This is a genomic window from Paenibacillus sp. OV219 (assembly GCF_900110075.1).
In the GTDB taxonomy this organism is placed as follows: domain Bacteria; phylum Bacillota; class Bacilli; order Paenibacillales; family Paenibacillaceae; genus Paenibacillus_Z.
Genome location: NZ_FOCJ01000001.1, coordinates 932,847 through 958,407, shown reverse-complemented (window position 1 = coordinate 958,407; position 25,561 = coordinate 932,847). Strand labels below are relative to the sequence as shown.

General features: G+C 46.1%; 34 protein-coding genes. 12 read left to right on the top strand and 22 right to left on the bottom strand.

The annotated features are described in order from the left end of the window. Positions 1–291 precede the first annotated feature (291 nt). Together BMY11_RS04220 and BMY11_RS04215 are read right to left on the bottom strand one after the other, a co-directional pair. Complete coding sequence (locus BMY11_RS04220) at positions 292–1,935, bottom strand: hypothetical protein (RefSeq protein WP_090573188.1); 1,644 nt, start codon at positions 1,933–1,935, stop codon at positions 292–294. 203 nt (positions 1,936–2,138) lie between these two features. After that, entirely contained in the window at positions 2,139–2,516 is a 378-nt protein-coding gene (locus tag BMY11_RS04215; RefSeq protein WP_090573187.1) for a hypothetical protein, read from the bottom strand. Positions 2,517–2,669: 153 nt separating this feature from the next. Here BMY11_RS04215 and BMY11_RS04210 point away from each other — a divergent pair, with 153 nt between their 5' ends. Then, complete coding sequence (locus BMY11_RS04210) at positions 2,670–3,098, top strand: hypothetical protein (RefSeq protein ID WP_090573186.1); 429 nt, start codon at positions 2,670–2,672, stop codon at positions 3,096–3,098. A 436-nt stretch (positions 3,099–3,534) separates the two neighbouring features. Here BMY11_RS04210 and BMY11_RS04205 read toward each other — a convergent pair whose 3' ends face one another. From BMY11_RS04205 to BMY11_RS04165, 9 genes are all read right to left on the bottom strand, one after another. Continuing rightward, positions 3,535–3,816, bottom strand: coding sequence for a hypothetical protein (locus BMY11_RS04205; protein ID WP_090573185.1), 282 nt, complete (start codon positions 3,814–3,816; stop codon positions 3,535–3,537). Positions 3,817–3,827: 11 nt separating this feature from the next. Beyond that, positions 3,828–5,159 carry a replicative DNA helicase gene (dnaB, locus tag BMY11_RS04200; RefSeq protein WP_090573184.1) on the bottom strand — a complete coding sequence of 444 codons (1,332 nt, stop codon included), beginning with the start codon at positions 5,157–5,159 and terminating at the stop codon, positions 3,828–3,830. Further along, on the bottom strand, positions 5,134–5,517 hold the full coding sequence (locus tag BMY11_RS04195) for a replicative helicase loader/inhibitor (protein WP_177182485.1): 384 nt from the start codon (positions 5,515–5,517) through the stop codon (positions 5,134–5,136). The genes dnaB and BMY11_RS04195 overlap by 26 nt, the downstream gene beginning before the upstream one ends. Beyond that, complete coding sequence (locus BMY11_RS04190) at positions 5,504–6,226, bottom strand: DnaD domain protein (protein WP_090573182.1); 723 nt, start codon at positions 6,224–6,226, stop codon at positions 5,504–5,506. Before BMY11_RS04190 ends, BMY11_RS04195 begins: the two co-directional genes overlap by 14 nt. Before the next feature lie 151 nt (positions 6,227–6,377). Beyond that, positions 6,378–6,539 (bottom strand): hypothetical protein, encoded by a 162-nt coding sequence (locus tag BMY11_RS28715; protein ID WP_177182484.1) that lies wholly within the window; start codon positions 6,537–6,539, stop codon positions 6,378–6,380. Then, positions 6,532–6,807 (bottom strand): hypothetical protein, encoded by a 276-nt coding sequence (locus tag BMY11_RS04185; RefSeq protein WP_090573181.1) that lies wholly within the window; start codon positions 6,805–6,807, stop codon positions 6,532–6,534. The genes BMY11_RS28715 and BMY11_RS04185 overlap by 8 nt, the downstream gene beginning before the upstream one ends. 1 nt (position 6,808) lies before the next feature. Next, a complete protein-coding gene (locus BMY11_RS04180; protein WP_090573180.1) occupies positions 6,809–7,306 on the bottom strand; it encodes a helix-turn-helix domain-containing protein in 498 nt (165 codons plus the stop codon). Between the two features lie 539 nt (positions 7,307–7,845). Next, entirely contained in the window at positions 7,846–8,178 is a 333-nt protein-coding gene (locus tag BMY11_RS04170; protein ID WP_090573179.1) for a hypothetical protein, read from the bottom strand. Positions 8,179–8,236: 58 nt separating this feature from the next. Next, positions 8,237–8,467, bottom strand: a complete 231-nt coding sequence (locus BMY11_RS04165; protein WP_090573178.1) for a helix-turn-helix transcriptional regulator — start codon at positions 8,465–8,467, stop codon at positions 8,237–8,239. 147 nt (positions 8,468–8,614) lie between these two features. Between BMY11_RS04165 and BMY11_RS04160 the strand changes: the two genes are divergently transcribed. The 8 genes from BMY11_RS04160 (at position 8,615) to ytxJ (ending at position 14,877) form a co-directional block, all read left to right on the top strand. Next, positions 8,615–9,040, top strand: a complete 426-nt coding sequence (locus BMY11_RS04160) for a helix-turn-helix domain-containing protein (protein WP_090573177.1) — start codon at positions 8,615–8,617, stop codon at positions 9,038–9,040. Between the two features lie 4 nt (positions 9,041–9,044). Then, the gene (locus tag BMY11_RS04155) at positions 9,045–9,227 is read left to right on the top strand and encodes a hypothetical protein (protein WP_090573176.1); all 183 of its coding nucleotides are present in this window, start codon (positions 9,045–9,047) and stop codon (positions 9,225–9,227) included. 60 nt (positions 9,228–9,287) lie between these two features. After that, on the top strand, positions 9,288–9,911 hold the full coding sequence (locus tag BMY11_RS04150; RefSeq protein ID WP_177182483.1) for an ImmA/IrrE family metallo-endopeptidase: 624 nt from the start codon (positions 9,288–9,290) through the stop codon (positions 9,909–9,911). A 389-nt stretch (positions 9,912–10,300) separates the two neighbouring features. Continuing rightward, a complete protein-coding gene (locus BMY11_RS04140) occupies positions 10,301–11,470 on the top strand; it encodes a tyrosine-type recombinase/integrase (protein ID WP_090573173.1) in 1,170 nt (389 codons plus the stop codon). A gap of 156 nt (positions 11,471–11,626) precedes the next feature. Continuing rightward, positions 11,627–12,058: a hypothetical protein gene (locus tag BMY11_RS04135; RefSeq protein ID WP_090573172.1), complete on the top strand. Its 432-nt coding sequence runs from the start codon at positions 11,627–11,629 to the stop codon at positions 12,056–12,058. 2 nt (positions 12,059–12,060) lie between these two features. Then, positions 12,061–12,339 (top strand): YxcD family protein, encoded by a 279-nt coding sequence (locus BMY11_RS04130; protein ID WP_090573171.1) that lies wholly within the window; start codon positions 12,061–12,063, stop codon positions 12,337–12,339. Between the two features lie 152 nt (positions 12,340–12,491). Continuing rightward, a complete protein-coding gene (locus BMY11_RS04125) occupies positions 12,492–14,426 on the top strand; it encodes a glycosyl hydrolase family 18 protein (protein ID WP_090573170.1) in 1,935 nt (644 codons plus the stop codon). A 106-nt stretch (positions 14,427–14,532) separates the two neighbouring features. Next, the gene (gene ytxJ / locus BMY11_RS04120) at positions 14,533–14,877 is read left to right on the top strand and encodes a bacillithiol system redox-active protein YtxJ (protein ID WP_090573169.1); all 345 of its coding nucleotides are present in this window, start codon (positions 14,533–14,535) and stop codon (positions 14,875–14,877) included. A gap of 75 nt (positions 14,878–14,952) precedes the next feature. Here ytxJ and speD read toward each other — a convergent pair whose 3' ends face one another. After that, on the bottom strand, positions 14,953–15,765 hold the full coding sequence (speD, locus tag BMY11_RS04115; protein WP_090573168.1) for an adenosylmethionine decarboxylase: 813 nt from the start codon (positions 15,763–15,765) through the stop codon (positions 14,953–14,955). 211 nt (positions 15,766–15,976) lie between these two features. Between speD and BMY11_RS04110 the strand changes: the two genes are divergently transcribed. Further along, the gene (locus tag BMY11_RS04110) at positions 15,977–16,348 is read left to right on the top strand and encodes a DUF3992 domain-containing protein (protein ID WP_090573167.1); all 372 of its coding nucleotides are present in this window, start codon (positions 15,977–15,979) and stop codon (positions 16,346–16,348) included. Positions 16,349–16,374: 26 nt separating this feature from the next. Then, a complete protein-coding gene (locus BMY11_RS04105) occupies positions 16,375–16,716 on the top strand; it encodes a DUF3992 domain-containing protein (RefSeq protein WP_090573166.1) in 342 nt (113 codons plus the stop codon). An 18-nt stretch (positions 16,717–16,734) separates the two neighbouring features. Here the strand turns inward: BMY11_RS04105 and BMY11_RS04100 are convergent, their stop codons facing one another. Continuing rightward, positions 16,735–17,082 carry an S-Ena type endospore appendage gene (locus tag BMY11_RS04100; protein ID WP_090573165.1) on the bottom strand — a complete coding sequence of 116 codons (348 nt, stop codon included), beginning with the start codon at positions 17,080–17,082 and terminating at the stop codon, positions 16,735–16,737. A 32-nt stretch (positions 17,083–17,114) separates the two neighbouring features. Here BMY11_RS04100 and BMY11_RS28710 point away from each other — a divergent pair, with 32 nt between their 5' ends. Continuing rightward, positions 17,115–17,252 (top strand): hypothetical protein, encoded by a 138-nt coding sequence (locus BMY11_RS28710; RefSeq protein ID WP_177182482.1) that lies wholly within the window; start codon positions 17,115–17,117, stop codon positions 17,250–17,252. 198 nt (positions 17,253–17,450) lie between these two features. Here BMY11_RS28710 and BMY11_RS04095 read toward each other — a convergent pair whose 3' ends face one another. From BMY11_RS04095 to BMY11_RS04055, 9 genes are all read right to left on the bottom strand, one after another. Further along, on the bottom strand, positions 17,451–18,635 hold the full coding sequence (locus BMY11_RS04095; RefSeq protein ID WP_177182481.1) for a collagen-like domain-containing protein: 1,185 nt from the start codon (positions 18,633–18,635) through the stop codon (positions 17,451–17,453). 289 nt (positions 18,636–18,924) lie between these two features. Beyond that, a complete protein-coding gene (locus BMY11_RS04090; protein ID WP_090573164.1) occupies positions 18,925–19,317 on the bottom strand; it encodes a DUF350 domain-containing protein in 393 nt (130 codons plus the stop codon). Beyond that, complete coding sequence (locus BMY11_RS04085) at positions 19,317–19,949, bottom strand: hypothetical protein (protein WP_256217294.1); 633 nt, start codon at positions 19,947–19,949, stop codon at positions 19,317–19,319. The genes BMY11_RS04090 and BMY11_RS04085 overlap by 1 nt, the downstream gene beginning before the upstream one ends. Before the next feature lie 14 nt (positions 19,950–19,963). Further along, positions 19,964–21,169 carry a glutathionylspermidine synthase family protein gene (locus BMY11_RS04080; RefSeq protein ID WP_090573162.1) on the bottom strand — a complete coding sequence of 402 codons (1,206 nt, stop codon included), beginning with the start codon at positions 21,167–21,169 and terminating at the stop codon, positions 19,964–19,966. Continuing rightward, positions 21,169–21,894 (bottom strand): hypothetical protein, encoded by a 726-nt coding sequence (locus BMY11_RS04075; protein WP_090573161.1) that lies wholly within the window; start codon positions 21,892–21,894, stop codon positions 21,169–21,171. Before BMY11_RS04075 ends, BMY11_RS04080 begins: the two co-directional genes overlap by 1 nt. A 33-nt stretch (positions 21,895–21,927) precedes the next feature. Then, complete coding sequence (locus tag BMY11_RS04070; protein WP_090573160.1) at positions 21,928–22,143, bottom strand: hypothetical protein; 216 nt, start codon at positions 22,141–22,143, stop codon at positions 21,928–21,930. A gap of 138 nt (positions 22,144–22,281) precedes the next feature. After that, on the bottom strand, positions 22,282–23,118 hold the full coding sequence (locus tag BMY11_RS04065; protein WP_090573159.1) for a methyl-accepting chemotaxis protein: 837 nt from the start codon (positions 23,116–23,118) through the stop codon (positions 22,282–22,284). 25 nt (positions 23,119–23,143) lie between these two features. Further along, positions 23,144–24,220, bottom strand: a complete 1,077-nt coding sequence (fliB, locus tag BMY11_RS04060; RefSeq protein ID WP_090573158.1) for a flagellin lysine-N-methylase — start codon at positions 24,218–24,220, stop codon at positions 23,144–23,146. A 165-nt stretch (positions 24,221–24,385) separates the two neighbouring features. Continuing rightward, the gene (locus BMY11_RS04055) at positions 24,386–25,561 is read right to left on the bottom strand and encodes a sugar ABC transporter permease (protein WP_090573157.1); all 1,176 of its coding nucleotides are present in this window, start codon (positions 25,559–25,561) and stop codon (positions 24,386–24,388) included.

The following is a 25,561-nucleotide window of genomic DNA, read 5'->3' as shown; positions in this document are numbered from 1 at the left end:
TCCTACATGTAATAAGGGTACAGTAGGTATCACCCGAGCATTTGCTCTTTGTGATTTCACTGTACCCCTTAGGCACTCTCATTTTTGACGCTACAATCATACAATTTACACGCGTATTCTGTCATTGGACTATTACTTACACCAATGATGAAATCCATGTTTTGATGTGCTTCTAATTCTACCTTTGAAACACCGGCACCCAATCGTCTGATCGTATACCATGGTGTCTATAATTCATTACCTTCCCTGTATTTGAAGCTTTATAAGTTTATCAAGCCTTAAATTAAATTCTTACCTATTTTGGTTACTGTAAAGGATGCCGACTGCTGAGTTTTTAATTTTCTTATTCTGTTCTAAGAGCTTTCCGCCATCAGTGAATATTTCCTTGAACGAAGGGGCACCTAGAATCCCAGTTAAAGCGGCACTTATAGTTCCTAATTTGGTATTTCCCGTTGCTGCAGCTGCAATGTCAAGGCCAACAGTAACTATTGAGTTAGTTAAATTGAGTCCCCAAAATCTTTTATTCCTACTCTTTAATTCTTGTACTTCTTCTTCATGTTTACTAAATGATTCTTGAATGTTGGTGAAAACGCTAGTTGTCACTTCATCGAAAGATGTGTTATCAGCAGTTGATATTTCTTCAATACCCTTTGATAGAAGTTCTCTAAGTTCGTTTAATACATTCTCTTGACGCAACTTGATAAGCGCTGTGTCTGATAAATTGCCGATAATATCGTAATTAATTTTCGTTAAAGAATTACTGATCAACATGTTCTTTACTTGGGAGCTGGAATTTGGAGTGTTTGAACTATACTGATATGACCAAAGGAGGTACTGCCAAGAAGTAGGAGCGTTGACAATCGGGATGCCGTTATACTGTAATGCTCGATTAACGATGTCTTTGGACTGCATCATTCTTGATTGAACCATGAATTTTACTTTAAAGCCAATTGAACCGCCTCCAGGGATATTGTTAAAAGCCCAAGAGTTTTCCCTGTTCCACTTAACAAATTGTTCCGTCTTAGTAAGATGCTCCCATTCTGTATCAAATAGCATTCTTTCTTCATTCACTAACTTCTGGAAGAGATCTTCGGTTGTTTCGAGGTCTTGGAGAAAAGAATCTGCTTCATCCATATCCGTGAAGTTTACTCTGAACATTTCTTTCAAGTGTTCAAGAATATCTGATTGTGATTGCTTGTCAAGCAAATCAAAATCATTTTCGCCAAGATATGTTTCATCAGGTACAAAAACAATAATTGGTGAATCCAATTCAGCAAGTGCAAGTTCCTTGTATTGAAGTGCATTAAGGGCATGCTTAGCTAAATAGTAAAGTGCTTTATCAGGTGACATTTGTTTAAAAAAAGACGTTGTCCTAAGCATTGGGTCCGGGACAAGAATGGTGTCAACGTATAACCCAGCACTCCTAGCTATGCTTCCAGAGTATGATGGGAAGATATCTCCACCAAAAACTGAGATAACTCCTTTCAAGCGTCTAAGGTGTGCTTGTATGATCGGTAGGTAATACTGCCATAGCTCGTGCAGTCCTTCTTGAAGGGCCTCATGATCTTCAATAAAAGAATGTACAATTTTCTTATTCTTTGAGATTACTGTTGCAACTTGGTGTGGGTTAAGTCCCTTCTCCATCATCTGATTAAACACTGTCCCAAAGAATGAATCCAGCACTTTAAAATAGGCTTTTTGTGTCTCTAACAGTGGTATACTCAAAAGTTCTTCCTCGTGCTCCATCATTTCAACTGCTAGAGCAAGTGCTCGCACACGACCGTCAACAGTTTCCGGATTTACATTCACGTTATCTGGTAATAGCCTTACATTCATCAAGGACTCTATTGTAGATGCGTCGTTTATGTGAAGTTTTCCTTGATCAAGGAATTTCTCTAATCTATCAATTCGAGAATTTAGAACATCCTGATTCATTCGTACTCCTCCTTTACTTGGCACACTTGTTCTTTTTCTGCAACAGATTTTTCCACAATTCAATGGTACAACATTATTACCAATTGTAAACAATCTCATTTTAAATATAATTGCCAGTTCGATTAGCTAATGAAATTAAAAAAAGCCCGTGTTATCTACGGGCTTTTTCATTAATTCTCTTCTCCATAACATGATAATGTTGTTCAATTCCACAACAACAACGTATTTGCAACAGACTCGATGCCTTTATTAATTTTACGATCCACTGTAGAGGGATGCCACAATTCAAACCTGGCAATTGTTACATGATGCGGCTGCCCTTTAAGATATCGTATTTCGATGATACGCTTTATTTCATCATCCGTTATAAGATTGACAGCCCGTTCAATAATCCCTGTTTGGTATTTATAGGCTTTATACAAAGCTTCTTGCTTAGGCGGAAGCTTGTCCGATCCATTTCGTTCAAAATCGTCAACGACCATCTTGATCCGCCGGTATCGTGAAAGCAATGATTTCGCTGCCTTGACATCATCCCTCCCAGCTGTCGGAAATAATTCCATTTGTTCTTTATATAGAGTCATAGCCAATATTCCCCTCATCCTCTCGCTGTGATATATTAAGAGTACGAGTGTGCCTTGCCCCGGAGACCATTCCCCAATAGAGTCCGGGTTTTTTTATGGAAAATTCCCCAAATTTACAAATTCCACATTTAATGACAAGGAGACTAATTTACAATGAAACTTGATCCTTCTAAAGAAGTACTAGAACGTGCATCGTCACTATTTAGGACAACTTCCCTAATCTATAATAGAATTATTTTTACTGAAATAACCGCGAGAGCTGAAGCAGAAGTTATCAAAAAGATTCGTCAAATTATTATGTGTGATTGTACACCAGGCCAATATTATGAGCAAAAAATAGACATAACGTCTGTAAATGTTAATATAGGCTTCAAATCAATCACAGTTATTTCGTGTGGCAATTGCAATAAGTGGTTTGGTTCACCAGGTAGTATGGACACTGATTTAGGAAGACGTGACCCACACTACCGTAGCTTGAAGAAACACAAAGATTATAGAGTAGTGTCATCTAATGATATTAGTGAAAATGAAGTATATCGCCAAGCATTAGAACATAACAAAGAATACAATGATAATCACTAGTAATAAAATAACTCATGTCAGTTAGAGAACATTATTCTTAACGAAGTCCGTGAATAAATCGCGGACTTTCATTATTTACCTAGAACATCATTTGCGATTTTATATACTTTCGCCTCAGTACTCCAAGCCCTCCCTGTCTGACATAACTTATGGATTAGAAGCAAAGATGACTTTAGCGCGACATTTTCGTCTACTAACTCCGTTACACTATTATGATACTTATTAAGACAATGACTTTCCGCTTCTTTCTCACGGAATGGTGATAAACCCGATCTTGACACTGTTGAGTCCACGATTACAAAATACTCGCTTGAACAACAAGGACAGCGCGGTTCTTCTACTTCATCCCCTTCTGGTTGAAGCAATGAATAAACTTGACGGCAATCGCTACATCTAAAATCATCCCATCTCATAGACTCATCCCCGATATTAATTGTTATACACATAGTTCCATCTCCAACTGCCGGCCAATCACATCGTCAACAAAATGATAAGGCTCAGTAATTTCAACCATTCTTCCCCGATCCATAATGCTTCCTATCGAGCTACTCCACGTATAAGCTGCGTCACAGAAAGGCGATACAACAAAGGATTTTAGGATGCCATCATGCATTCCGGCAAAACGGTTGTCTTCGGTTAACGCGACAAGTTCGATTCCGGCTTCGCAATTCTGAATGACTCTCTGAATAAGTGCATGTTTCTGTTCATTTAAGCTCAAGTGTTCGCCTCCTAACTAGCTTGTTGCCGATCCAGTGAAACGAATTTGTTAAACTGCTTTAAGAAAGCTAGTTCAACCGTTCCAACCGGTCCATTCCTTTGCTTAGCAATGATGATTTCAATAATGTTCTTCTTCTCAGATTCCTTATTGTAGTAGTCATCTCGGTAGAGGAACGCAACAATATCGGCATCCTGTTCGATTGAACCGGATTCACGAAGGTCTGACATCATCGGGCGCTTGTCCTGGCGTTGCTCAACGCCCCTGCTCAATTGAGAGAGGGCAATAACCGGTACTTCCAACTCACGAGCGAGCTGCTTTAACGTACGAGAAATTTCGGAGACTTCCTGTTGCCGGTTCTCTTTACGTGTCCTGCTCGAAATTAATTGGAGGTAATCAATCAATATAATCCCAATATTGCCCAGTTGCTTTTTCAGAGCTCGGCATTTGCTCCGAATGTCCGAAACGGTTAGCACTGGAGTGTCGTCGATATAAATGTTCGCCTCATGAAGGCTTCCGGAAGCTACCGCTACCTTCTCCCAATCCTCGTTCTCCAGATATCCCGTCCGGATCCGGCTTGCATCCACATTTCCTTCAGCAGCTATCATCCGGTTTACCAATTGAGATGCTGACATTTCCAAACTAAATATGGCAACGTTCTTCTTAGCACGAATACCGACGTTTTGTGCAATGTTAAGAGCAAACGCCGTCTTCCCCACTGAGGGCCGAGCAGCAACAATAATCAAATCGTTACGTTGGAAACCGGAAGTCATTTTGTCCAAATCAATGAAGCCCGAAGGTATTCCGGTTACACCATTCTCGGAACGATTCAGTGACCGCTGTTCAAGCTCTTCGAAATTACTAACACAGATATCTCCAATTCGTTTAAATGCCGAGTCTGTAGCAGCCCGCTCAGCGAGTGTCGCCCCTGTTTCCTGCATTCCCGAAACGATTTCCCTAGCATCGCCAGCTCGGATCGCTTCTTGCAATCTATCCCTATATTCCAATATGGCAGAACGCTGGAGAAACCGATCCAACACAATACTTGCGTAATGTGCAACATTCGACGAAGACGGGACAGCACTAGCCATCTTCGTGATGTAACTAAGCCCGCCGACCTTTTCTAATTCATCTCGCGATTGTAATGCTGTACTCAATGTAACAATATCAATGGGATGACCGTCCTCTCGCATTTGAACCATGACACGGAACAAACGAGAATGTGGCTCGTAATAGAACTCATCGCCTCGGAGCACTTCAGCAAGTTTGTCTAATGCCTCAAAATCAAGAATTGCCGAACCAAGGGCCGCTTGCTCTGATTCAATGCTCCTTGGCAGGTGCTCCATGTTGATGTCTACGATTGGAGTTTCTTTCAGCAAGTTCTCGCATCCTTTCTTTCACGTTTGATGGCGGCTGCGTAGCCGTTAGACAATGCTGCTCCAACTCATCAATAAACTGGACTGCATCATGCCGCAATTGGTTCTGAAATACCGTTACGGTATCCTTACCCTTGCGCAAGTCAGCGACAGTAGGCGGCCACTTGGGTTCAGTAGATGCATACAGCTTTAAATTAGCCAATCCCAAGTCAAAAGGCACATCAGTAAGCAACTCATACCAGGCTGCGACCTTCTCATCATCACCGCCAAAATTAGCGTAGTAACGATTAATATACGCAAACAGTGTGTAAATTTCAGACTTCTTCAAGTTCCGCTTCCCTCGCTTTCTGTTCGAAATACGAAGCTGTGCTCGGTTTCAGAGGTTGATTCGGCTGTGTAGCTTCAAAGGCTGCCAGCGTCATGATACCTCGCTCATCACATCGCTGAAGGATACCCCATAAATAACCAATGTCTTTCTTTTTCAGCCGTGTTATATCAACCGCCTTAGTTACAAGATCATGCTCCATTCCCTTGGATATGTAGTATTCTAGGTGCTGAGACTGAAGGGAATTAATCCTGGCTGGGAATTGGGTATCAATAACTCGAATTGCTTTCCTGAAGTTCAGATTGACGATATCGGACATTTCACCACTGTCTTGTTTCGTTTCGTTTAGTTTAAATAATGCTGAACCTTTTACCTCATGGTTTACCGCATACTTTGCCTCATACTTTACCTCATGGTTTACCTCATTATTTGAGGTTAAGGGAATGAGGCGATATCTGCCTGCCTGTTGCTTTCCCTGACTTTTATACTCGATCCTCCCTTTCTGGACCAAATAGTTTCTGTGCTTCGTCAGGGTGTTTTCGGTGACGCCTACTTTAGCCTGTAACAGGGGATTGGCTACTGCAAACCACTCTGGCCATCCACTCTTATTTGCAACCGCCATAAGGTGAAACCACAAAGTTTGTGTGGATGCTTCCAACGGATTTGTTTCGAGCCAATCGAAGAAGGCGTTAATCTCACGTAAATAATTCATAATTCACCACCTCGAGGCCATACGATGCGCAATTCGTCTCAATTGAAGCTATTTAATTGCCAAAGTGCAATGATGCTAATCTTGCCTGCATCGTCGACAGCCTGATCAACTCAGACGGCTGACGACAAAGGCAAGTGCCTCTGTCGCTTTTTTAATCCCCCACTACAACCGCCTGTTTATTACTGGCTTCTTTCCTTGGTACAAGTGGAACAATATCTCCATGTTGAGGTGTTTTCTCTTGAATCCCAACAATCACACCATCTCGATTACGTTTCACCCATAACAATTCCTGCGTCCAAGTTTGCTTATCCAAGTGATATATCCCCCTTTGACAAACGCTTACGTATTGGTAAAATAGAGAACAAGAGTTCCTTAGTACGGGATCCTACTGATGTCCGCCCTGGCCGGCGGGCATTTTTCATTTCATAATTTGCAAAGCGAATCATTAAAAGAAGATACGCGACCATTTCTTCGTGCTTATCTCTGTCATACCGATCAGGGTGCTTTCCCATCCACATCAAATTATGAATAGCGTTCCTTCCAGCTTGCTGAGCTTCTGCAGCCAATTGCTCTCGCGACATGTTATCGATCCCCTCTTTTCACTTCAGCCTCGTGCTGCTTAATGAGTTGTTTGCGGTCAAGGCCGAACTCTTCTTCTAGCACACCTTGCATTACCGCTACTTTTTGACTGACATCTCGTAGTTCAAGGTAGACACGCTCGGCGGATTGTCGTCGTTTCTCCGGATCGATATGTTTCGCCATTACAAGCGCCTCCAGTGCTACTTCAGCTTCGTCCAATTCCTTGAGTAATAGGTCCTTAAGAGCTGCGGGGTGTAAATCAAGGTTCGGTACATCCTTCAATATGTTGCTAATAAAGCCGTCAGTTTCCTCGTCAGCGATTATAAGCGCCATACGCCAGGATGATCTCGACAACTGCTGCCTCATCTGTAATGTCGCTTCGCGTTCGTTATTCTCGACACGTGAAAGCTGCGAACGATCTACAGATAATAGGTTTGCAAATTCTGATTGAGACATTTTCCTTCCCAATCTTAATTCCCGTAATGCTTGTCCAAATGACATATTCATTCCATCTCCTTGTCACATATAAAATCGTACTGAGCTGCATATACGCATGCTTACATTGCTTTGTGACAAACTGGCACAAAGAAGCAGTCGATATGTGACGATCCAATTTGTTACAATCTACTCACCAACAACATTCCCTTATCTTGCCTGCCGTTTATAACACCGGCAGGCGCTATTTTATCCAAACCGCATTTTGATTGCTTCGAATGCCAATTGCTTATTGTTTGGATCTAAATAGTCCATATCGCATAGGTTGACTTTATGGCATTCGTTATAAAGGTGTAGAGCAAGATTGAGCATGAACTTCTCGCTTTGCGACCAAGGTGCGGAGATACGTTTTAATCCAGATGCTTTAATTGAGCGGTAGTGCAAATTAAAATATTGGATTGTGAACACTCCGCGAAGCTTAGGTTGCTTGGAGAAGAGATGTAATGTTCCTCGCCAGTATCGATCTCTCATGTGATCGATGGGGATGGTGTTTGCTGCTGAGCTGGTCAATTCAATCCCTCAAGAATTCGAATTTTCAATGTAATTTATTTAGCACGACGAAGGTTTACTGATCTATTTGTTCCAATTAATGATGAAGAGCCGGTGTTCTTATTGACCCAATCTGTGTGATCTTCACACCATTGGAGCAATAAATGCGTCAAAACTCTCGGATGACCCAGTTCTCGGATTACTGGGAAATCTTCTCGGTTCAAGAGCTCGGCTGCTTTCGTTGCGCCAATGTCCAAGAGCTCCATAAATTGCGTACGGTTTAGAATTGGAGGTAAATTATTTGATAGTGAGTGCCGCTCAAGTGCTGAATCTACAGCAGCATTGATTATTCCTTGAAGCAGTTCATAATCGAACTCGAATTTAAGCATTGTTTTCACTTCCTTTGTTTCGCTGATGAACTTTATTTTCCAATTCAACAAGTGAATTTTACGAACACACCCTATCCGAATGTTTCGATTCGAAACAATTTTCGTCAAAAAAAAGCGTCCAACTAAATCCGAGTGCCTCTGCAATTTTCATTGCGACACCTACACTGGGCTTCCGTTTACCGGACTCAATATTGGCATATGAACTACGATTGAGCATCGCTTTCTCAGCCACCTCTTCTTGAGTCATTTCACCTCTAAGAGCCACCAGCCATTTTCTATTTGTAGTCATTCTCACCACCTCCAATGTTTCGATATGAAACGTTTATGAGTTGATTATATGTTTCAATACGAAACATGTCAACAGTATTTTGATTCTTATTGAAACCGATGTTTGATGTTTCAAATTGAAACTATATAATTGCTTTGAGGTGGTAACATGAAGCTCATAAACCTTGAGAATGAAAGACAATTAAAGGGCTGGACACAGGAAGAGGCTGCAAAAAAGGTCGGTGTTGCACGCTCTACATATTCCAATTGGGAAAATGGTAAAAGGGAACCCGATTTCGAAGCCTCTCAAAAGCTTGCGGACATCTTTGAAGTTTCAGTTGATTATTTATTTGGTAAGTCTCAATTCAGAAATGCTGATGAACTAGCTCAAAAATACATAGATCTTGATAAGAAATTTAAAGGCTCTAAAGGAGCTGTAGAGCATTCCGAAAATGAGGATACCTCTGTTGGACGAGCATTTTTCGGTGGAGCCGACAAGTATACAGAGGAAGAAATCGAAGTTGCTCGTGCAGCTGCTGGAGCCGCGATTGAAGCGATGAGAAAAGCACGGAAGAATAAACAAGAGGGAAAATGACTTCATGAAGACAAGTGAACTTAACGAAGCGTTCCTCTACCGTACTCACGTCGAAGTTTGGCAAGACGGTGAGCTTCACGATTACGGTGGCCAGATCGAGCGCCATACCAAATATGAAATCGTCATCAACGGCATGCACTATCAGAAACATGCTTTTGAATTTCGCATCAAGAAAAATAGCCCATAACAAAGGGCTATTATTTTTCATTATAAAATAGAACATATGTTTGTATTTAGGAGGGGCAACATGAATTACATAGATCTTATTCTTTATAAAGAAACTGATTTGGAGAAATGGATAAACAAAGCATATCGCAAGAATGGAATTCATTATGCTAGCGATATTGAAATTGAACGAATCGCCGCGATTTGGAATGTTGAAGTTCGGACCTACCTTGGCCCCTCGTTTGCTGAATGGAAGGATGACGATTACTCTTTTATCTTCATCAATGCCTACTTGACCGAAGAACATCGTCGAGATGTATTCTTCCACGAGTTATGTCACCCATTGCAGCACACTGGATGTCAAGACACACATATGGCTGTTCAGTTCCGGGAGTTGCAGGAGACCCAGGCAGGGCTGTTTCAACTCTACTCTGCTATGCCGGCATATATGCTTGAAGAATTTAAGTCCATTCAGGATCGCTCCTACTACTTAAAAGTACTGGCAGAAGAGTTTGTTTTACCACTTCGCATCGTTGAGCGCAGAATCAATCAAATTCAACGGAGGATTCAACAAGAACGAATCGATCAACTACATAGAAATCGACAATCTCATCCGGACGCTCGTATTTTTTCGGATGCTTCCCTCCGACTCATCGAGCAGCTCCATCGCCAGCTGCACAAAGAAGTGATCGTTTCAAATGGGTAGAGCATCAGTAATTTTCACCGAGAGTGGCTATTTCGGGGAATTATGCCCCACCTGGTTGCTGTATAAAATCGGCAAACTATCGGAAGCAACTTGGACGAAGAGACTTTATATTCCTCTAGATGCACCATTCGAGCGTACCGAGATTGATGAATATGATTCTACTACTTCAGTCACAGTCCCTCTTAGCGCGTATACGATCCGAGAAGACAAGCCCAATAGGGTCGGTGTCCACCTCCCCACCGTCTTCGCCTTTGCTGAGGAGCGATGCAGGCAGGTTGGAAATCAGCTCGATTGTACATTGATTCATCGGCTCGTTATGCGCTTGAGTGACATTGAGGAAATCCTTCAAATAGACATTAGATTTCACATTCAGAATGGAGGTATGGAGGATGGCTTCATTTACGAAAATCCTTGCAAAAAATAAACAAGGGTATAAATGGATCTGTACGAAGGACGGCCCAGCTGACCTAGATACAGGTGAGCGGCGACAAATTAAACGACGCGGAGATACAAAAGCTTTAGCAGAAGCACGTGTTGACGCGGTCATCAAAGCTCAGGAATCCGGTATTAATACAAGACAGACGAAAGGTCTTCGATTTCAAGATCTAGCAGACGAGTGGCTTCTGGATTACGAGCGTAGCAAAGTCAAACCTCCGACTATTGAGCAAAGAAAATTCTGTGTTTCTGTATTAAAGAAGAAAATTGGGCGTATGGTTCAAGATAAGATAACTTCTGGAACGTATCAGAAGCTGCTAAACGAGTTGTTCGATGATGAATATGCTCACTCAACCATAATAGGAATAAACGCCACTGCTAACATGATCTTTAAGTTCGCGTTAAGAATGAAGTATCGCAAAGAAAACCCGGTTTCGGGTTCGAAAATTCCCGAGAAAATTCTCACAGTTGAGGAACTTGAAAACAGTCCAATTTCAGAGAAATACTTGGAGCGTGACGAGTTAGCATTATTTCTAAATACAGCGAGGGACGCAGGAAAGGATTTAGACGAGGAAATTGTTTATACGTTGGCCTTCACCGGTATGCGTATAGGTGAACTAATAGCCATAAAATTTACGGATCTGAATAGAGCATTAAACAGAATTAGAATAACAAAGACAGCCAGCACCAGGAGTACTCATTCCAATTATGTTCAAGGTACACCTAAAACTAAGGGTTCTATTCGAGAGTTTGAAGTCGATCCATTCATTATGGAAATGCTTTGGAATTTGAAAGAAAGAAACAATGATAGCGAGTTCGTTTTATCTAGAAACGGAAAGCCTATGCTGCATGCTACCATTGAGTTACGTTTTCAGCGTCTGTTGAGAAAATCAGGAATTAAAAAGCACGTAACTCCGCATACTTTAAGGCATACACATATTAGCATGCTTGCTGAAGCTGAGGTCGATCTTCGGATGATTATGAAAAGAGTGGGTCATGATGAGCCTAAAACGACTCTTAAGATTTACACTCATGTTACCGAGAAGATGCAGCGCAACGTCGTAGAAAAGCTTAAAAATGTGTTCTCGGATCTACTCGAAACCCCTCAATTGCAAGAAATGTGACTTTTCGAGTGACTTTTCTCATCTTGTTAAACAAGATTACATTGAATTTACTGAGTTTTCGAGACATCTTTTTGAAACCTTTGACTATATTAGACGTAATTGAACTGAAAGGCAATATATTCAGCCATCGCATTTCTACCAGGAGGAGAACTACAGATGAAAAAAGGGATTTTACTATTGATGGCTTTTGCACTGTTCTTTGCGTTCAGCGTAGGGTCAGCAGACGCTAAACCACGGGGCGGCGGTTTCAAGTCACCAAAGAAGAGTTACACGCAAACCCCATCGAAGCCTGCAGATAATGTGAACAAAAGCACAACAGGCACGACAAAGTCCGGAGCAGCTACATCAACGACGACGAAACGCGGTTTCTTCAGCGGCGGCAGCTTCATGAAGGGGCTGATGATCGGCGGATTGGCGGGTATGCTGTTCGGTGGCATGTTTGGAGGAATGGGCTTCCTAGGCGATTTCTTCGGTTTAATCATTAACGTGCTGGCGATCTATATCTTAATCGTCGCGATACGCGGCATATTCCATTACTTCAAGACGCGTCGCAAACCTTCGAATCCTGAACATAGGAGACCGTACTAACGATGAAAATCTTTACGGACGAGATTATTAATGCCGTTTGCCTCCATATGGCTGAACGTCGCGGAGTCTCGCCAACAGACGTCGAAGTACAGCTTTCATGGGAAGAGCAATACGGATATACTGCGGAAGTTTGGATACATGGCCGAAACCAATATTTGATTGAGGCGAACTTGCTCGAAGCGATAGAGCAGTATTTGTGGAAGCAGTATCAAATACGGAAGTTCCGCTCCCAGATCACACTGGATGCGGATGAAGAATTTTGGGCGGATATTGAAGACTAATCGTGCACAAAGTTAGGTTGAAGCGGGTACAGAGCGAGCTCTGTACCCGCTTTTTTTATGGAAAATATCGGGTTTTGTCGAAATCCGCGCAACCTCTCTCTCTATTCTACGTCTAATAGAATAGATAAAAGAGAGGAGTGTTACGTTTTACCATGCTTATTCGAATCAAGAAGCCGCTCGTATTCGCGTTGGTCATCGCACTGCAGGCTGGCCTTGCAACGACAGCTGTTACAGTCGACGCCGCCTCTTCTAGCGATCAGACGACGAAGTATCGCGTCTATCACAACGATATCGCGATCAAAGAGTTTACGACGAGCGCAAGTGCTGTTGCGTATGCAAAGAACTTCACGTATACGCATGTCGAGAAGATTATTGGTCGTGAATGGATCTGGGACAACTTCCCCCATTACAAAGTGTACGAGAATGGCGTTTCCTCACCAGGACGCGAGTTTACCACGCTTACAGAAGCGAAGCAGTTTGCTAGCAAAGTTCCTTTCGCCCAAATCCGCGATTTGGAGAAGCCTGGCTTCGTTCAGAGTGAATACCCCGCCTATCGCTTATATCAAGGAGATAAAACATTAGCGAACTGGTCTTTCGCGACTCTCGCCGAAGCGAAGAAAGCGGCTAAGGCATTCGGCAACATACATATTATCGATTTATCAACCAATCAGTGGGTCTGGGACAACATAACCGTTTATCAGGAAAATGTTCAACGCGCCTCAGCTCCTGTATACAGCATTGAAACCGAAGACGGCACATCGCTTACCGACAAAACATACAGCTTCCTGCTAGATGCGATCCGCGCTTCGCTTGCGCTGCCGGGCAGCAACGTCGTTAACACACAGACGGGACAAGTCGTCCAGACGAATAAACCGAGCTTTGATGTGACCCAAACGGGTCGTGTTGTCGGTTCCTATTACAGCATTACGAAAGCAATCGCTGTCGCGAACTCCTTGTCCGGTGCATCGGTCGTTAAGGACGGTCTCACGTGGTGGACGAACATCCCTTACCTGAGTGTCATACAAGGAGACAAGCTGCTCCGATCCTTCCATACGCGTAAGGGAGCCGTACAATTTGCCAGCCAATATGCGAATACGGAAGTAACCACTGCTGATGCCCGCATCGTCTGGGACAATACGAAGAAGCTGAAGCTTCTTGGCTGGAACGGTACAGCGCGTACAGTCAGCATTATGAATCAAATCAGCCAGACGCAAGGGCTCGATTATGATTCTCCTTCCTGGTTCGAGCTTGCTAGCGCAGACGGCACGCTGAGCGATTACTCCGATCCAGCGCTAATGACCTCATTAGCTGCGTCCGGCATTAAGGTGACTCCTCTCGTCAGCAACCAATTCGACAGCAAGCTGACGAGCGCTTTCTTGCGTAATGGAGCGGCGAAGACCAACTTCATTAACACGCTCGTTAGTAAGCTGAAGACTCTCCATGTTGCTGGTGTTAACGTCGATTTTGAAATGATGGCTGGCAGTGACCGCACACTGTATACCGAATTCATTCGTTCTCTTACGAAAGCGGCTCACACGGCAGGACTTACAGTCTCGATCGACCTGCCTCGCGGCGACTTGGCATGGGATGCAATGACCGCCTACGATCATAATGCACTTGCAGGCATCGTCGATATGATTATGATTATGGCCTATGATCAGCACTGGAAAGGCAGCAGCGAAGCCGGCTCTGTCGCTGAGCTGTCTTGGGTTGAGGAAGGCGTGAAGCAGTTCCTCGCGTATGGCGTTCCGCGCAGTAAGCTGATGCTTGGCGTTCCGTTCTACGTGCGGGAATGGAGCATCGACACGAGCGGCAATCTGGTAGGCAACCGCGCTCTGCTTATGGGAGATCTGCCGAGCCTTATTCAAGAAACCGGCGCTGTTGGCACTTACGATCCGATTTCAGGCCAGCGTAAGTACAAGTACACTGGCGCAGACGGCTACACGCATGTGTTCTGGGCAGAGACAGCAGACTCAGTCAAAGCTCGCCTTGCCATCGCTAAGAAATATGATCTGGCAGGTGTCGCTGCATGGCGTCTTGGCTATGAGCAGGCATCCTTGTGGACGATGCTGCTGCAGCAGAAATAAGACTTTCTTGCTAAGTGCAAAGTGGAATGGCTGCTCTCCGTTATGATATGATGTTAAGGATGGTTATTCTGTAACTCATTTCATAACAGTTAGGAGACTGCTTTCTATGCCAGCATTAAAAGAACTGACATCCGTCGAAGAATGGAACACGGCTTTGGAAGGCTCGAGTTCACGCCCGCTCGTAGTGTTCAAGCACAGTACAACTTGCCCGGTAAGTGCGAATGCATTCACCGAGTTCTCGAACTTCTTGAACAACAACCCGGAACAAGACGACACTGATTTCGTGCTCGTTAAAGTGATCGAGTCTAGACCGGTATCCAACCAAATCGCTGAAGATACCTCAGTGAAGCACGAGTCTCCGCAAATTATCCTCATCAAGGATAAGGCAAAATATTGGACTGCATCTCACTGGTCCATTACAGAAGCACACATGAGTGCAGTTATGAAGTAATCTGCTTCATGACATAACAAGAAGAGACCGCCAGCATTGGAGTTAACATAACTCCTTGCTGGCGGTCTTTTTGCTTTAGGTGAACACCATATTTTTGCCATAGAAGATTTCATCCATCTCCCACTTCACGCTCTTCTCAATCTCCAGCTGCTCCTCCCTGCTGAGCGTATCCTTCGTATACCCGAACAAATAATTGTTCAGATCGAATTCGCGGAGCTTGCATTTGGTATGGAAAATATTTTCCTGATATACGTTGACATCAATCATATGGTACAGCTCTTGAATCTCGGGCGGAATATAGTTCTGGATCGAGCTGATATCATGATCGATAAACAGCTTGTACCCATTAATATCGCGTGTAAATCCACGCACTCGGTAATCCATCGTCAATATATCATTGTCGAACGAGTGAATGAGGTAATTGAGCGCTTTAAGCGGAGAAATCTCCCCGCAAGTGGATACGTCGATATCCGCACGGAAGGTACTGATGCCTTCGTCCGGATGGTACTCCGGGTACGTATGTACCGTAATGTGGCTTGTGCTCAGATGCATGGCAACGGCCTTCGGCAGGGGGCCAGGCGACTCTTCAAACGATTCATCCGGCGCCTGCTCGATCGGTCCTTCCGAGACGAGCATCGTCACGCTTGCGCCTTGCGGTTCGTAGTCCTGCTTTGCGATATTGAGCACATAAGCACCGATAATATCCGCAACAGACTTTAGAATGGCAGTTAGCCGATCCGCGTTGTATTGCTGGTCAATGTACTTGATGTAGGCCTCGCGCTCTTCCTTTGTCTTCGTAAAGCAAATATCGTACATATTGAAACTGAGCGACTTGGTCAAATTGTTAAAGCCATGCAGCGTGATACGCTGCTCTGTCGTCATAGTCAAGCTAGCTCCCCCTTATTGATAACCGCACGCTTCTTGCGCAGAATTGGTTCAAGAGACTATTCTTAGAATGGTTTGACGAGGCAGCTTCTATCCCCAATAACTAGGAGCGAAATTACTGCGATTATTTCAGTTGCACTCAGGCATCTGTCCAAACGAGCCCTCACCTCCTTGCATTAAATAGTTCAGAACCTAAATAGGAGGTTATCTGACTATGTCCTGTTCCAACAGCGCAAGCGCATTAACCTGCTGTTCCGAAAAGAACTATGTTCAAGATAAAGTTTGCTCCCCTTGGAGCGGCACAGTCGTTGCAGCCGATGTTACTGTTATCGTTTTCACGAATAATTTGAATCAGAACCTCGTAGGTACCGGCTATGTGCAATACGACGTTGGCCCAGCAGCAATAACGTTCAATCTACTTAACAGTGCTGGCGCTCCGATGATTACCCCAATCACCATTGAGCCTGGAACGAGTCTCGCTTTTACTTATCGTCGTTTCGCTTCAATCACATTGACGCTACCCGGTACAGATGCCGGGACCTATCAAGGTGAATTTTGCATTACCGCACGTTACCCGATTACCTAATACGCTCATGAAGGAGGCATCCGTCCATGTGTGATTCTAGTTCTGCGCTTAGCTGCTGTTCAGAGAGCATCGCTGTGCAAGACAAAGTATGTATAAACTGGCAGTTTGCAGCAGCTGGCACTCAAATCATCTACTCCGACAACTTGGCCCAAATTATTAAAGGCACCGGCTATGTCAAAATCGTAACAGGCACTGTGGGGGTGACGATAAACTTCTTGCTGACCGGTGTGGTCATACCTGTTCAAACGATTATCGTCCCTCCAAATGGATCCACGACGTTTACCGTGAGCCGCTTCAATACAATCAACCTAGTGGCTACTGGTGCGGTTCAAGGAGAGTTTTGCATAACCGTTCGTTATACAATCTAATAAAGAAAGCGAGTGTCGTCAGCCCGGTAGCTTAATGCTTATCGAGATGGCAAATCGCCCTTCTACATAGGTGAACTCATCGCCCTGCGATGGGATGATAACCGCGTGGATTCGCTGCCCAATATAATTGATTGTACTGCCCGGCGGTACAGTCATTTTTTTTTGTTCGCTGCCTACAATGAGCACTTCGAGCGACTGTGTGCTGCTAGCGCTTGAGGTGATGCTAATTTGGACGAGATTGATCATAGCGATTACGTCATTTTCCCATATGTGAAAATCAGGCTGGACCCCTTGGATCAAAATCGATCCGCAGCATTCCTTGTCGATGATAATGTTGTTCGCTGGCTTCACCGGATCGATTGGCACGATTGGCACGATTGCTGGTAAAGGAGGCGGCGGTGGAAGCGGTGGGCAATAAGAGATGGAACGCATCTCTTTTACAGGTACGTAACGATGAGGATTTTGAGGGGGACATGGAAAAACTGGGCGAAGCCGCCGCTTCCTCGGATGACGTTCGCATCGCTTCTTTGAGTTGACGCATTTAGGTTTCTTGTTTTTTGGGGGGCATGATGAAGCGGCGGGTAGTTTGACGACGAGATTCACGGCTAATAATGGCGATGGCATAGATCAGAGTCCCCCCTCTTCTTGGATTGATGCACAGTATATTAAATGCCTCAGCCTCCTGCATGGTCATTTGAAAAAAAGATTTTGTAGGCAATTGGGCACACCTGCGCTCAGGTGATCTCATGCATCGACCAGACAACTCCGTTCGTCGCGCCGCTTCCGACGTTTATGGAAACTGTCAGTCCGTTCGCGTTATAGAACAACCCAACGACGTCACCGGCATTCAACGTGACTTCACCTGCTAACGTGACAACACCGCTGCCGAGAACTGCGCGAAGCGTAAGCAAGAGTATGATATTAACGTTTAGTATTGGAAAAAGACCGCTTACCAAGGTCGTAGAAGTCGGTGAAGTCCGCTGCACAGCAAAAGCCGGATTGACACCTGCGCCAAGGCTTACCGAGAGCGCAGCTGTAGTCGAGTAGTTGATCGTGGCGAGAATCGTGTACCTGCCTGTCGTGGGCACGGTGAAGTTGCCAGTCGTCGCATTGAAGTTTGCGTGCCCGTAATATGGGCTCGCAACGGACCAGTTCGTCAGCTGTGTGCTTGCTGCAATAGATAACGCCGCCAAAAACGCAGAGAATCCCGTCGCGGCAAAATTCGGCCCCGTCGCGCCAGTTTCACCGGTCGGGCCAGTCGGGCCAGTCAGGCCGGTTGCTCCGGTTGAACCTGTTGCACCTGTTGCTCCGGTTGCACCTGTTGCACCTGTTGCACCTGTGACTCCGGTCGCTCCGGTCGCCCCAGTCGCACCTGTCGCACCTGTCGCACCTGTCGCTCCCGTAGCACCGGTCGGGCCAGTCACACCCGTTGCGCCTGTCGACCCGGTCACACCTGTTGACCCTGTTGCCCCTGTTACTCCGGTCAGGCCAGTCGGGCCAATAACGCCTGTATTTCCTGTCGCTCCCGTAGCACCGGTCGGGCCAGTCACACCTGTCGCTCCTGTCGCCCCGGTCACACCTGTTGCCCCTGTTACTCCGGTCGGGCCAGTCGGGCCAGTAACGCCTGTATTTCCTGTCGCTCCCGTAGCACCGGTCGGGCCAGTCACACCTGTTGCTCCTGTAGCACCCGTTTCACCTGTCGGACCCGTAGCACCGGTCGGGCCAGCCGCTCCCGTAGCACCCGTCGCACCTGTCGGACCCGTAGCACCTGTCGCCCCGGTCGGTCCAGTAGCCCCAGTCACGCCTCGGCAACCGTCACAGCTTAACGAACCTGTACAGGAGCATTTATGATGATAATTTCGATGATGAAATGAAGCATCCAGAAACACTTCATTTTTCATCGAGCCGTTGTCGCCCATACCGCTCCCCTCCCGCTACCCAAGCAAGCCATCCCTTACCAGTCATCTCCTTCTAGTAGATGGCTTTCTGCGATGTGCGCTTGTACAGAAGCCTCTCTCTCGCCAAAAATAAACAACGGAGCGCGAAAGCACTCCGTTGTTGGGTCCCGCAGTGCGGCAAGCGTTAGCAGTTTTGTACGATTGCCGCAACCGGGATCATCGCGATCATTTCACATTCATCCAGACAACGACAAACCGCCGGCTCCACGAAGGAACCGGCGGTTATTTGCTACTCTATACCAAGATCAAACTAAATAATTAGACTACTCACAGCAAAGCTCGTGCCAAGGAACACGCAGAACAGCAGCGTCCCAACCGCTACGTTGCCTTTTTGCAAATGCTCGGCAATGTTTAAATTCGGCGTTACCAGCTCAAATATCCAGTAGGCTGCGACGAGACAAACATATCCAACCCCGAACCACATGATCACATGCCAGATCGACGTGTTCGTGTAGGCAGCGACACCAAGAATGATCGCTGTTGCCAAGAATTTGCCGCCAAGCGCAAGACCGACGGCCACATTGCCTTTGCGCAGCTCGTCCATATCCTTAAACGGCGTCATCCAGCTGAAGATCAGCATGCCCGCCAGCTGAAGCCCTATAATTGCAATTACACTTACGACAAGATTAATAAAGACGGTCATTACGCCCACCCCCTGAATTTGGCATATGCGAGATCATAATTGAGGTAGTCATGAACTTCTTCAACGTTGATCATCACATTCTTCAAGCTCTTCAGCTTCTCATATCGTTTATCGTCAATCGGCTGCTTGAGCTGATTGCCCGAAGGCAGTGTAATGACGGCAAAATCCCGCGTTTTGCCTTGGAAGGACGTCTTATACACACCAACGAGCGGCACTTCAGTCTGCAGGGACAGCTTCAGCTTCGCGAGATCTTCCTTTGCACTCGCTTCACTCTTGAACGACTTGATCGGATTCCACGCCGACAGCTTAATCGAGTTGCTTCCGCTAACGTCCGAGGACATTTCAGCGGTCATATATTGCAATGTCCAAATATCATCGCCCGTCGCATAGTTGCTATCGTTCGCCATCAATGTATTATCCGGCAGAATGACCATATCGCTGCCTACCAAATCGCCAACCTTGCCCTGCACGATGCGATAATCCCATGGAATAGCACCAGTTGCAGCCGAATCCTCCGTAGCCATATCATCAGCACTCACGTTAAATACAGACTTTTGATCCGATGCACATGCGCCAAGCAGCAGCCCTGCAAGCAGCACGAGCAACGTCAGCCCATAAAGCCGTAGCCCCAACCTGCCTACCTTCCTCATTCTTCTCTCACCCCTATTGCCACAAAATGGCTCGTATTGCCCGTTATCGGACCACCTGCACGGCCAAGCATTCCGCAAGGAACTCCGTTGATCACAAACATACCAGTAAGCAGATGCAGCTCGCCGACTGCCGTATCGATGCGTGCAAGCTCCGCCCGCTTCTGATACATCAGTGGAAACAGCTCGCTTGTATCATAGCCATCCACATCCGCAAGCTCCAGCTCGCCTGTTTGATTAAACAGACGGACAGAGCCGCCCTCGCGTCCGAACATGGACTTCGAGACGAAGCTGCCTTCGAAGACCGGATTGTTATATGCAGGCAGCATATATCGGCTAATGGCGTCTCGCTCCTGATCGTCGAACAGAAGCCCTAATTCGTACAATCCCCAAACAGTGGCTAGCAACCCTTTTGATTGGAGCATTACGCTATGAATCCCGTTATACAAAATCACATTGCCGCTTTCTATCGCGTAAGCTAGCGCTTCCCCGCCATCGTCCACTGCCATCCATTCCTTCGGGTACAACGCGAATAGGCTGCGAATCGCCTGGCCTTCGCCATCTTTCAGCACACCTTCGTCCACCCAAAGCTCAAGGCAATCCACGCAGCGCATCGATAAGCCACTATGCTTCATAAGTGCCTCGATGGTACCTGAATCCTCTATATGCTGGCCGTAACCTACACACGCTGCCGCTTCAGGGCGTTCGAAGCCCCATGCCTCAGCCACTCGCTGCGCCATTCCGGCATTCGGTGATCCGATGCCCGCTTCGTCACAAAGCCATGGCGTCGCAATTGAAGCTTCGACATAACCAGTCGGTGTATCGGCGTTCAGTTCGAGCAGCTTAATGGCTCCCTCATTCGAGATGGCAAAATCAAACCGTGCATACCGGCTAATGAGCCCATCTTGCGGAATCGGAAGAAGATCAAGCGCATCCCATAACACCTCAGGAATGCCGAGCAGCTCATAAAATTCCGGCTTGCCATGAATATAGCGAGCGGTCTTATCCAGGATCAGCCACAGCTTCGCAGAAGCTGTCTCCAATTCTTCAAACAACGGCCGCGGCATCGTGACGATCTGATCAATCCAGTACGGCTCCTCCGCCAGGTCCGCCCAATTGAACCCTAGCTCACGCAGCTGTGCAATGCGAGACGCGCGGTCCGGATGCGGTACACCAACAACTTCAAACCGATTCGCAGCCGTCATCAACCACCGAATCCTCCAAAGATAGAATGCGACGAACTCTTCGACGAACTGCTACTGCTGCTCGACGAGCTCATTGAGCTTGACTTGCCGCCGATCCCGCCTGGCGAGGACGAGGTTGACTTCGAGCGACGTGTAACCGATCCGCTCTTGTTTGAAGTGACTGGACGCACACTAGAGCCGGTAACCGGTTTATTTTGAAAACTGTCGCTCGAATAAGAGGTCTTCGGCTTGTAAGGCTGGTGCGTGCTCGATGTATAGGTTGAATGAGTCGTATAATAACGCGAAGTCGAATAGGACGAGCCTTGGTTGAACAGCAAATGATATAACATAAGATCGTCCCAGCCAAAGCTCGAGTGTGAACCATTGTTTATAATAATCGTATCCCCGGAGCTCGAAGTACCTCCGCCTCCGCCGCTCACAACTCCACCGCTGCCGCCGCTTCCCGTTGCCGTATCGTCACTTTGCTCCTCGGCGTTCTCATCCTGAAGCATGGGCAAATTCCAATCCACTGCCGGGTCAAAATATTGCTTCACGGCTTCATTTGAGAATTCCACCAGCTTCGGCTGCTCTGCCCCAGTAGTCCCCTCTGCAAAGACCATCGCACCGAATGCAGCATTTGCAATTAGCGCAAGACCAAGCGATGTCGATAAGATCCGGAGCGGCTTGCCATCTCTCGTAAACAGCTTAGACCGCAGCGACTCGGCCTGACCTTCATCCCATTTCAATACTACCCCTCCTCATGTTGCAATCTATAGCCTCTATTCATTACGTACAGCAACGACTAAAATTTCAAGTTTTCCTGCATCCAAGTTCAACCGACCTTCAATCGTCTTATATTCCTGATTGCCGATCGTAATGAAATTGATATGCTCAAGCGATGTAATCATCGCTGTCGACCAAGTCCGCTCATCAATGTGCCGCAACTGTCCATCCGGCTCCTTCTCTACTACAATGACAGCTATGCCATTATCCATGATCAGTTTGCACCCTCTCAAGCCCGAATTCGTACCACGTTTTACAGTAACTGAGAGTTAAAGATGTTGTCAATGCTGCATCACTCAAGAAAAAAAAGCCAGCCCCTTCTATTCAAGGAGCTGGCGACGTCAATTCGATTATTTTCGATTGTCCGCGGAGAAACGATTGAGGAGTTCGTTCGCCGTTACTGCAATATGCTCGAATGCGGAATCCAGCTCCTTAACGCTATCAGAATGATGGGCCATGTCTGTCTTGACCGTCTCCACGAAGCGATTGATCTCATTCAATCGGCTCTGCATGTCGATTAACTGCGTTCGAATCGTGCCTGAGGCATCCTTGCTCTGATTCGCCATCTTGCGAATTTCATTTGCAACGACAGCAAACCCCCGACCATATTGGCCGGCATGTGCCGCTTCAATAGAAGCGTTTAATCCAAGTAAATTCGACGTGTCCGCCAATTCCTGCACAACACCGATAATGGATTGAATCGCACTAATATCATCCACAAGCGTCGTCGACATTACAGACAGTTGATCCATCTCGTTATTAATGGATGCGAAACCGGAGGCGAGATGATTAGAGGTTGCCGTCATTTCTTCGACCGAAGCAGCAAGGCTCTCCGAGGAATTACGGATCATCTCAAACTTCTCGTTCACCGTAACGGAGGTAAGTACACCTATAAGCTCTCCGTTATATCGCAGCGGCGATGCGGTAGCTACATACGCAATTCCGTACGCTTCAGGACCACGTTCCTCATAGCATACTTCGTTCAGGCAGAGTGCTTGCTCCGACACGGTTTGCACCAAGGCGCTGCGTGGCGTTCCAACGGGAATTGTGACTTTAATCGAAGGTGTAGGCAGAAACCCGCATACCTTCTCCAAATCCATCACAAGCAGAATCGTTTCCTCCGAGAAAGCTTTCTGATACGTTTCCATCATGTCGAGCACCGATTGCATGTACATCTCTTTACTCATCTTGAACCTCCAACTCCTTCAGCTATTAATTCTTGATTAATCGAATAAAATCAGCAAGCGAGAAGTATCCGTTCTTCTTGAAGAAGCTTGTAATCATCGCAGTACCCGGGTGATGCTCGAACCGTTTCATGAACGGCTGGATCGTATCGACGACAAGCTCTTCCGTCAGCCCTTTATGCGCGCCAGCAATGCCAATGAGATGATACTTCAGCATCGCGTAAAGGACGGTCATTAAGAAGAACGATTCGATTGATTTAGAGAAATCGACTGTGCGATACGCATAATTGACAAGGAAGTTCTCAAGGATATGCGCGTTAGATTCCATGAATGGCTTGTAGTGCTTCGCATAGGCTTCCGCGTAGCTGCTGTTGGAGCCGCCCAAATATCCGTCTACCGAAGCGATCAGCGCTTTATATCGCGCAGCTTCCTTCTGTTCGTCCTTCAGGATGTGTAGAATGTCGCGGACAATTTGGAACTGGCTTGCTGATTCCCCGCTCACATCACGCAGCACATCACGGAAATCGCCATGCAAGAACTCATCTTCAAGTCCTTTATATTTCACAAGATCATTGAAATACATCGCAAGAATGACCATCCGATCGTCTACTGCATATCGACGGTCCTGCAAGATGCCCAGAACGAGGTCTCGTACGATGTTCATATAGGGATCTGGTTTGAATCGTTTATCAACGGGGAGCTCAATCTCTTCTTCGGTATAATTCACATCGATGCCATTCGGGTTAAATAGCACAAGCCTTGCAATTTCCGGACAAGCGAGCGTCGCGGAAGCTTCTTTTACACCGTCCACCACATTGACTGATCTTGGAAACTTGTCACAGGTATGCGACAGATAGGCTTCGCCAAGTGTAGCTTGAATCCGGCATAGCTTCTCTTCCGTCAGGAAATGGCAGTTCGCTTCAATGGTCTTGAATGACTTCCCATTCACGCCTGACATAATATCTAGCTGCTGCTTCGGTACGCGCTTATATTTTTTTAATGTCTGCTCATCGATTGCGATACTCCACCCTGAGCAGCAAGTATCTTCGCAGGCTGAACCAATACACGTGAATTTCTCATAATAATCAGGTACTAGCGTCCTCATTGCTCTTATGTAATCCTCCTATAGGTTCGGACAATATCGTCCTGTTTATATGTAATCGCTCATTCTAACTATATCGGCAAGAGGAGGTCCTGAATTTACGTGTAAAAAAAAGCCAGGAACGCGAGGTTCCTGGCAGCTTGAAGCAACTATTGAACAAATGAAGGATTAACCTCTCTTTTTGCGCGTCATGACGTCGAAAATAACTGCAGCAGCTAACACCGCGCCACGAATCATATACTGATACGAAATGCCAACACCGAGCAGGTTCATACCGCTTGAGAGCGAGGCCATAACGATCGCACCGATGATCGAGCCTGTTACTTTACCAACGCCGCCTGCCGCGGACACGCCACCGACATAAGCCGCTGCAATTGCATCAAGCTCGAACAGCGTACCTGCTGTTGTTGTCGCAGATTGCAAACGCGCTGTAAACAGAATACCGGAAAGCGCAGACAACATACCCATCGAACCGAATACGATGTACGTAATCTTCTTCACGCTGATACCGCTCAGGTGAGCCGCTTCCGGGTTGCTGCCAACCGCATAGATATGACGCCCAAGCACCGTCTTCGTGGATAGAATCTGATAAACAATGACGACGAGCAGCATAATAACAACTGTCCAGGAGAAGCCGTTGTAGCCAGCGATAATCCATGTGATATAAGCGATAATAGCGGAAACAAATACAAGCTTAACAGCAAAAATATTGTTCGAAGTGACTTCGAAATTGTACTGCTGCTTCTTTTTGCGATTAGAAATTTCCACGAAAATGTAAAGCAGAATAGCTACAGCGCCAAGGATCAAGGATAGCACGTTCAGTCCGGCCACTTTACCGAGCGATGGGATAAAGCCGTTCCCGATCGCGTTGAAATGATCATCTTTAATAATGATCGTACCTGTTTTCTCTGTCACCATAAGCAGCGCGCCTCTGAAGATCAACATCCCTGCGAGCGATGCAACGAAGGATGGAATACCAATCTGGGCGACCAGGAAGCCGTTTAACAAGCCTACAATAATACCAAATACGAGAATGATCGGAATCGTAATGTAAAAGGGTACACCAAGCTGCGTCAAGAAGATCGCAGCGATTGCGCCCAGAAAGCCCGCCATGAAACCGACAGATAAGTCAATGTGACGAATGACGATGACGAGCGTCATGCCGACTGCAAGTACCGCGATATAGCCGGTCGCATCAAGCAGGTTACTGATGTTCCGCGATGACATGAACAAGCCGTCAGTCATAATGGAGAACGTCAGCATAATGACGAACAATGCGATATACATGCCGTATTCGCGAATATTTACTTTTATCAACGATTTTCCTTCGTTAAAGAAATTCAC

What these genes read in the sequence shown, in the direction of transcription:
- BMY11_RS04090 (WP_090573164.1), bottom strand. Translation starts at nt 19,317, where the DNA reads ATGACCGTCTTTATTAATCTTGTCGTAAGTGTAATTGCAATTATAGGG.
- BMY11_RS04065 (WP_090573159.1), bottom strand. Translation starts at nt 23,118, where the DNA reads ATGAGTAAAGAGATGTACATGCAATCGGTGCTCGACATGATGGAAACG.
- BMY11_RS04220 (WP_090573188.1), bottom strand. Translation starts at nt 1,935, where the DNA reads ATGAATCAGGATGTTCTAAATTCTCGAATTGATAGATTAGAGAAATTC.
- BMY11_RS04170 (WP_090573179.1), bottom strand. Translation starts at nt 8,178, where the DNA reads ATGCTTAAATTCGAGTTCGATTATGAACTGCTTCAAGGAATAATCAAT.
- BMY11_RS04215 (WP_090573187.1), bottom strand. Translation starts at nt 2,516, where the DNA reads ATGACTCTATATAAAGAACAAATGGAATTATTTCCGACAGCTGGGAGG.
- BMY11_RS04125 (WP_090573170.1), top strand. Translation starts at nt 12,492, where the DNA reads ATGCTTATTCGAATCAAGAAGCCGCTCGTATTCGCGTTGGTCATCGCA.
- BMY11_RS04105 (WP_090573166.1), top strand. Translation starts at nt 16,375, where the DNA reads ATGTGTGATTCTAGTTCTGCGCTTAGCTGCTGTTCAGAGAGCATCGCT.
- BMY11_RS04190 (WP_090573182.1), bottom strand. Translation starts at nt 6,226, where the DNA reads ATGAATTATTTACGTGAGATTAACGCCTTCTTCGATTGGCTCGAAACA.
- BMY11_RS04150 (WP_177182483.1), top strand. Translation starts at nt 9,288, where the DNA reads ATGAATTACATAGATCTTATTCTTTATAAAGAAACTGATTTGGAGAAA.
- BMY11_RS04210 (WP_090573186.1), top strand. Translation starts at nt 2,670, where the DNA reads ATGAAACTTGATCCTTCTAAAGAAGTACTAGAACGTGCATCGTCACTA.
- fliB (WP_090573158.1), bottom strand. Translation starts at nt 24,220, where the DNA reads ATGAGGACGCTAGTACCTGATTATTATGAGAAATTCACGTGTATTGGT.
- dnaB (WP_090573184.1), bottom strand. Translation starts at nt 5,159, where the DNA reads ATGGAGCACCTGCCAAGGAGCATTGAATCAGAGCAAGCGGCCCTTGGT.
- BMY11_RS04070 (WP_090573160.1), bottom strand. Translation starts at nt 22,143, where the DNA reads ATGGATAATGGCATAGCTGTCATTGTAGTAGAGAAGGAGCCGGATGGA.
- BMY11_RS04095 (WP_177182481.1), bottom strand. Translation starts at nt 18,635, where the DNA reads ATGGGCGACAACGGCTCGATGAAAAATGAAGTGTTTCTGGATGCTTCA.
- BMY11_RS04165 (WP_090573178.1), bottom strand. Translation starts at nt 8,467, where the DNA reads ATGACTACAAATAGAAAATGGCTGGTGGCTCTTAGAGGTGAAATGACT.
- BMY11_RS04185 (WP_090573181.1), bottom strand. Translation starts at nt 6,807, where the DNA reads ATGTCGCGAGAGCAATTGGCTGCAGAAGCTCAGCAAGCTGGAAGGAAC.
- BMY11_RS04155 (WP_090573176.1), top strand. Translation starts at nt 9,045, where the DNA reads ATGAAGACAAGTGAACTTAACGAAGCGTTCCTCTACCGTACTCACGTC.
- BMY11_RS04140 (WP_090573173.1), top strand. Translation starts at nt 10,301, where the DNA reads ATGGCTTCATTTACGAAAATCCTTGCAAAAAATAAACAAGGGTATAAA.
- ytxJ (WP_090573169.1), top strand. Translation starts at nt 14,533, where the DNA reads ATGCCAGCATTAAAAGAACTGACATCCGTCGAAGAATGGAACACGGCT.
- BMY11_RS04180 (WP_090573180.1), bottom strand. Translation starts at nt 7,306, where the DNA reads ATGTCATTTGGACAAGCATTACGGGAATTAAGATTGGGAAGGAAAATG.
- BMY11_RS04110 (WP_090573167.1), top strand. Translation starts at nt 15,977, where the DNA reads ATGTCCTGTTCCAACAGCGCAAGCGCATTAACCTGCTGTTCCGAAAAG.
- BMY11_RS04130 (WP_090573171.1), top strand. Translation starts at nt 12,061, where the DNA reads ATGAAAATCTTTACGGACGAGATTATTAATGCCGTTTGCCTCCATATG.
- BMY11_RS04160 (WP_090573177.1), top strand. Translation starts at nt 8,615, where the DNA reads ATGAAGCTCATAAACCTTGAGAATGAAAGACAATTAAAGGGCTGGACA.
- BMY11_RS04080 (WP_090573162.1), bottom strand. Translation starts at nt 21,169, where the DNA reads ATGACGGCTGCGAATCGGTTTGAAGTTGTTGGTGTACCGCATCCGGAC.
- BMY11_RS04135 (WP_090573172.1), top strand. Translation starts at nt 11,627, where the DNA reads ATGAAAAAAGGGATTTTACTATTGATGGCTTTTGCACTGTTCTTTGCG.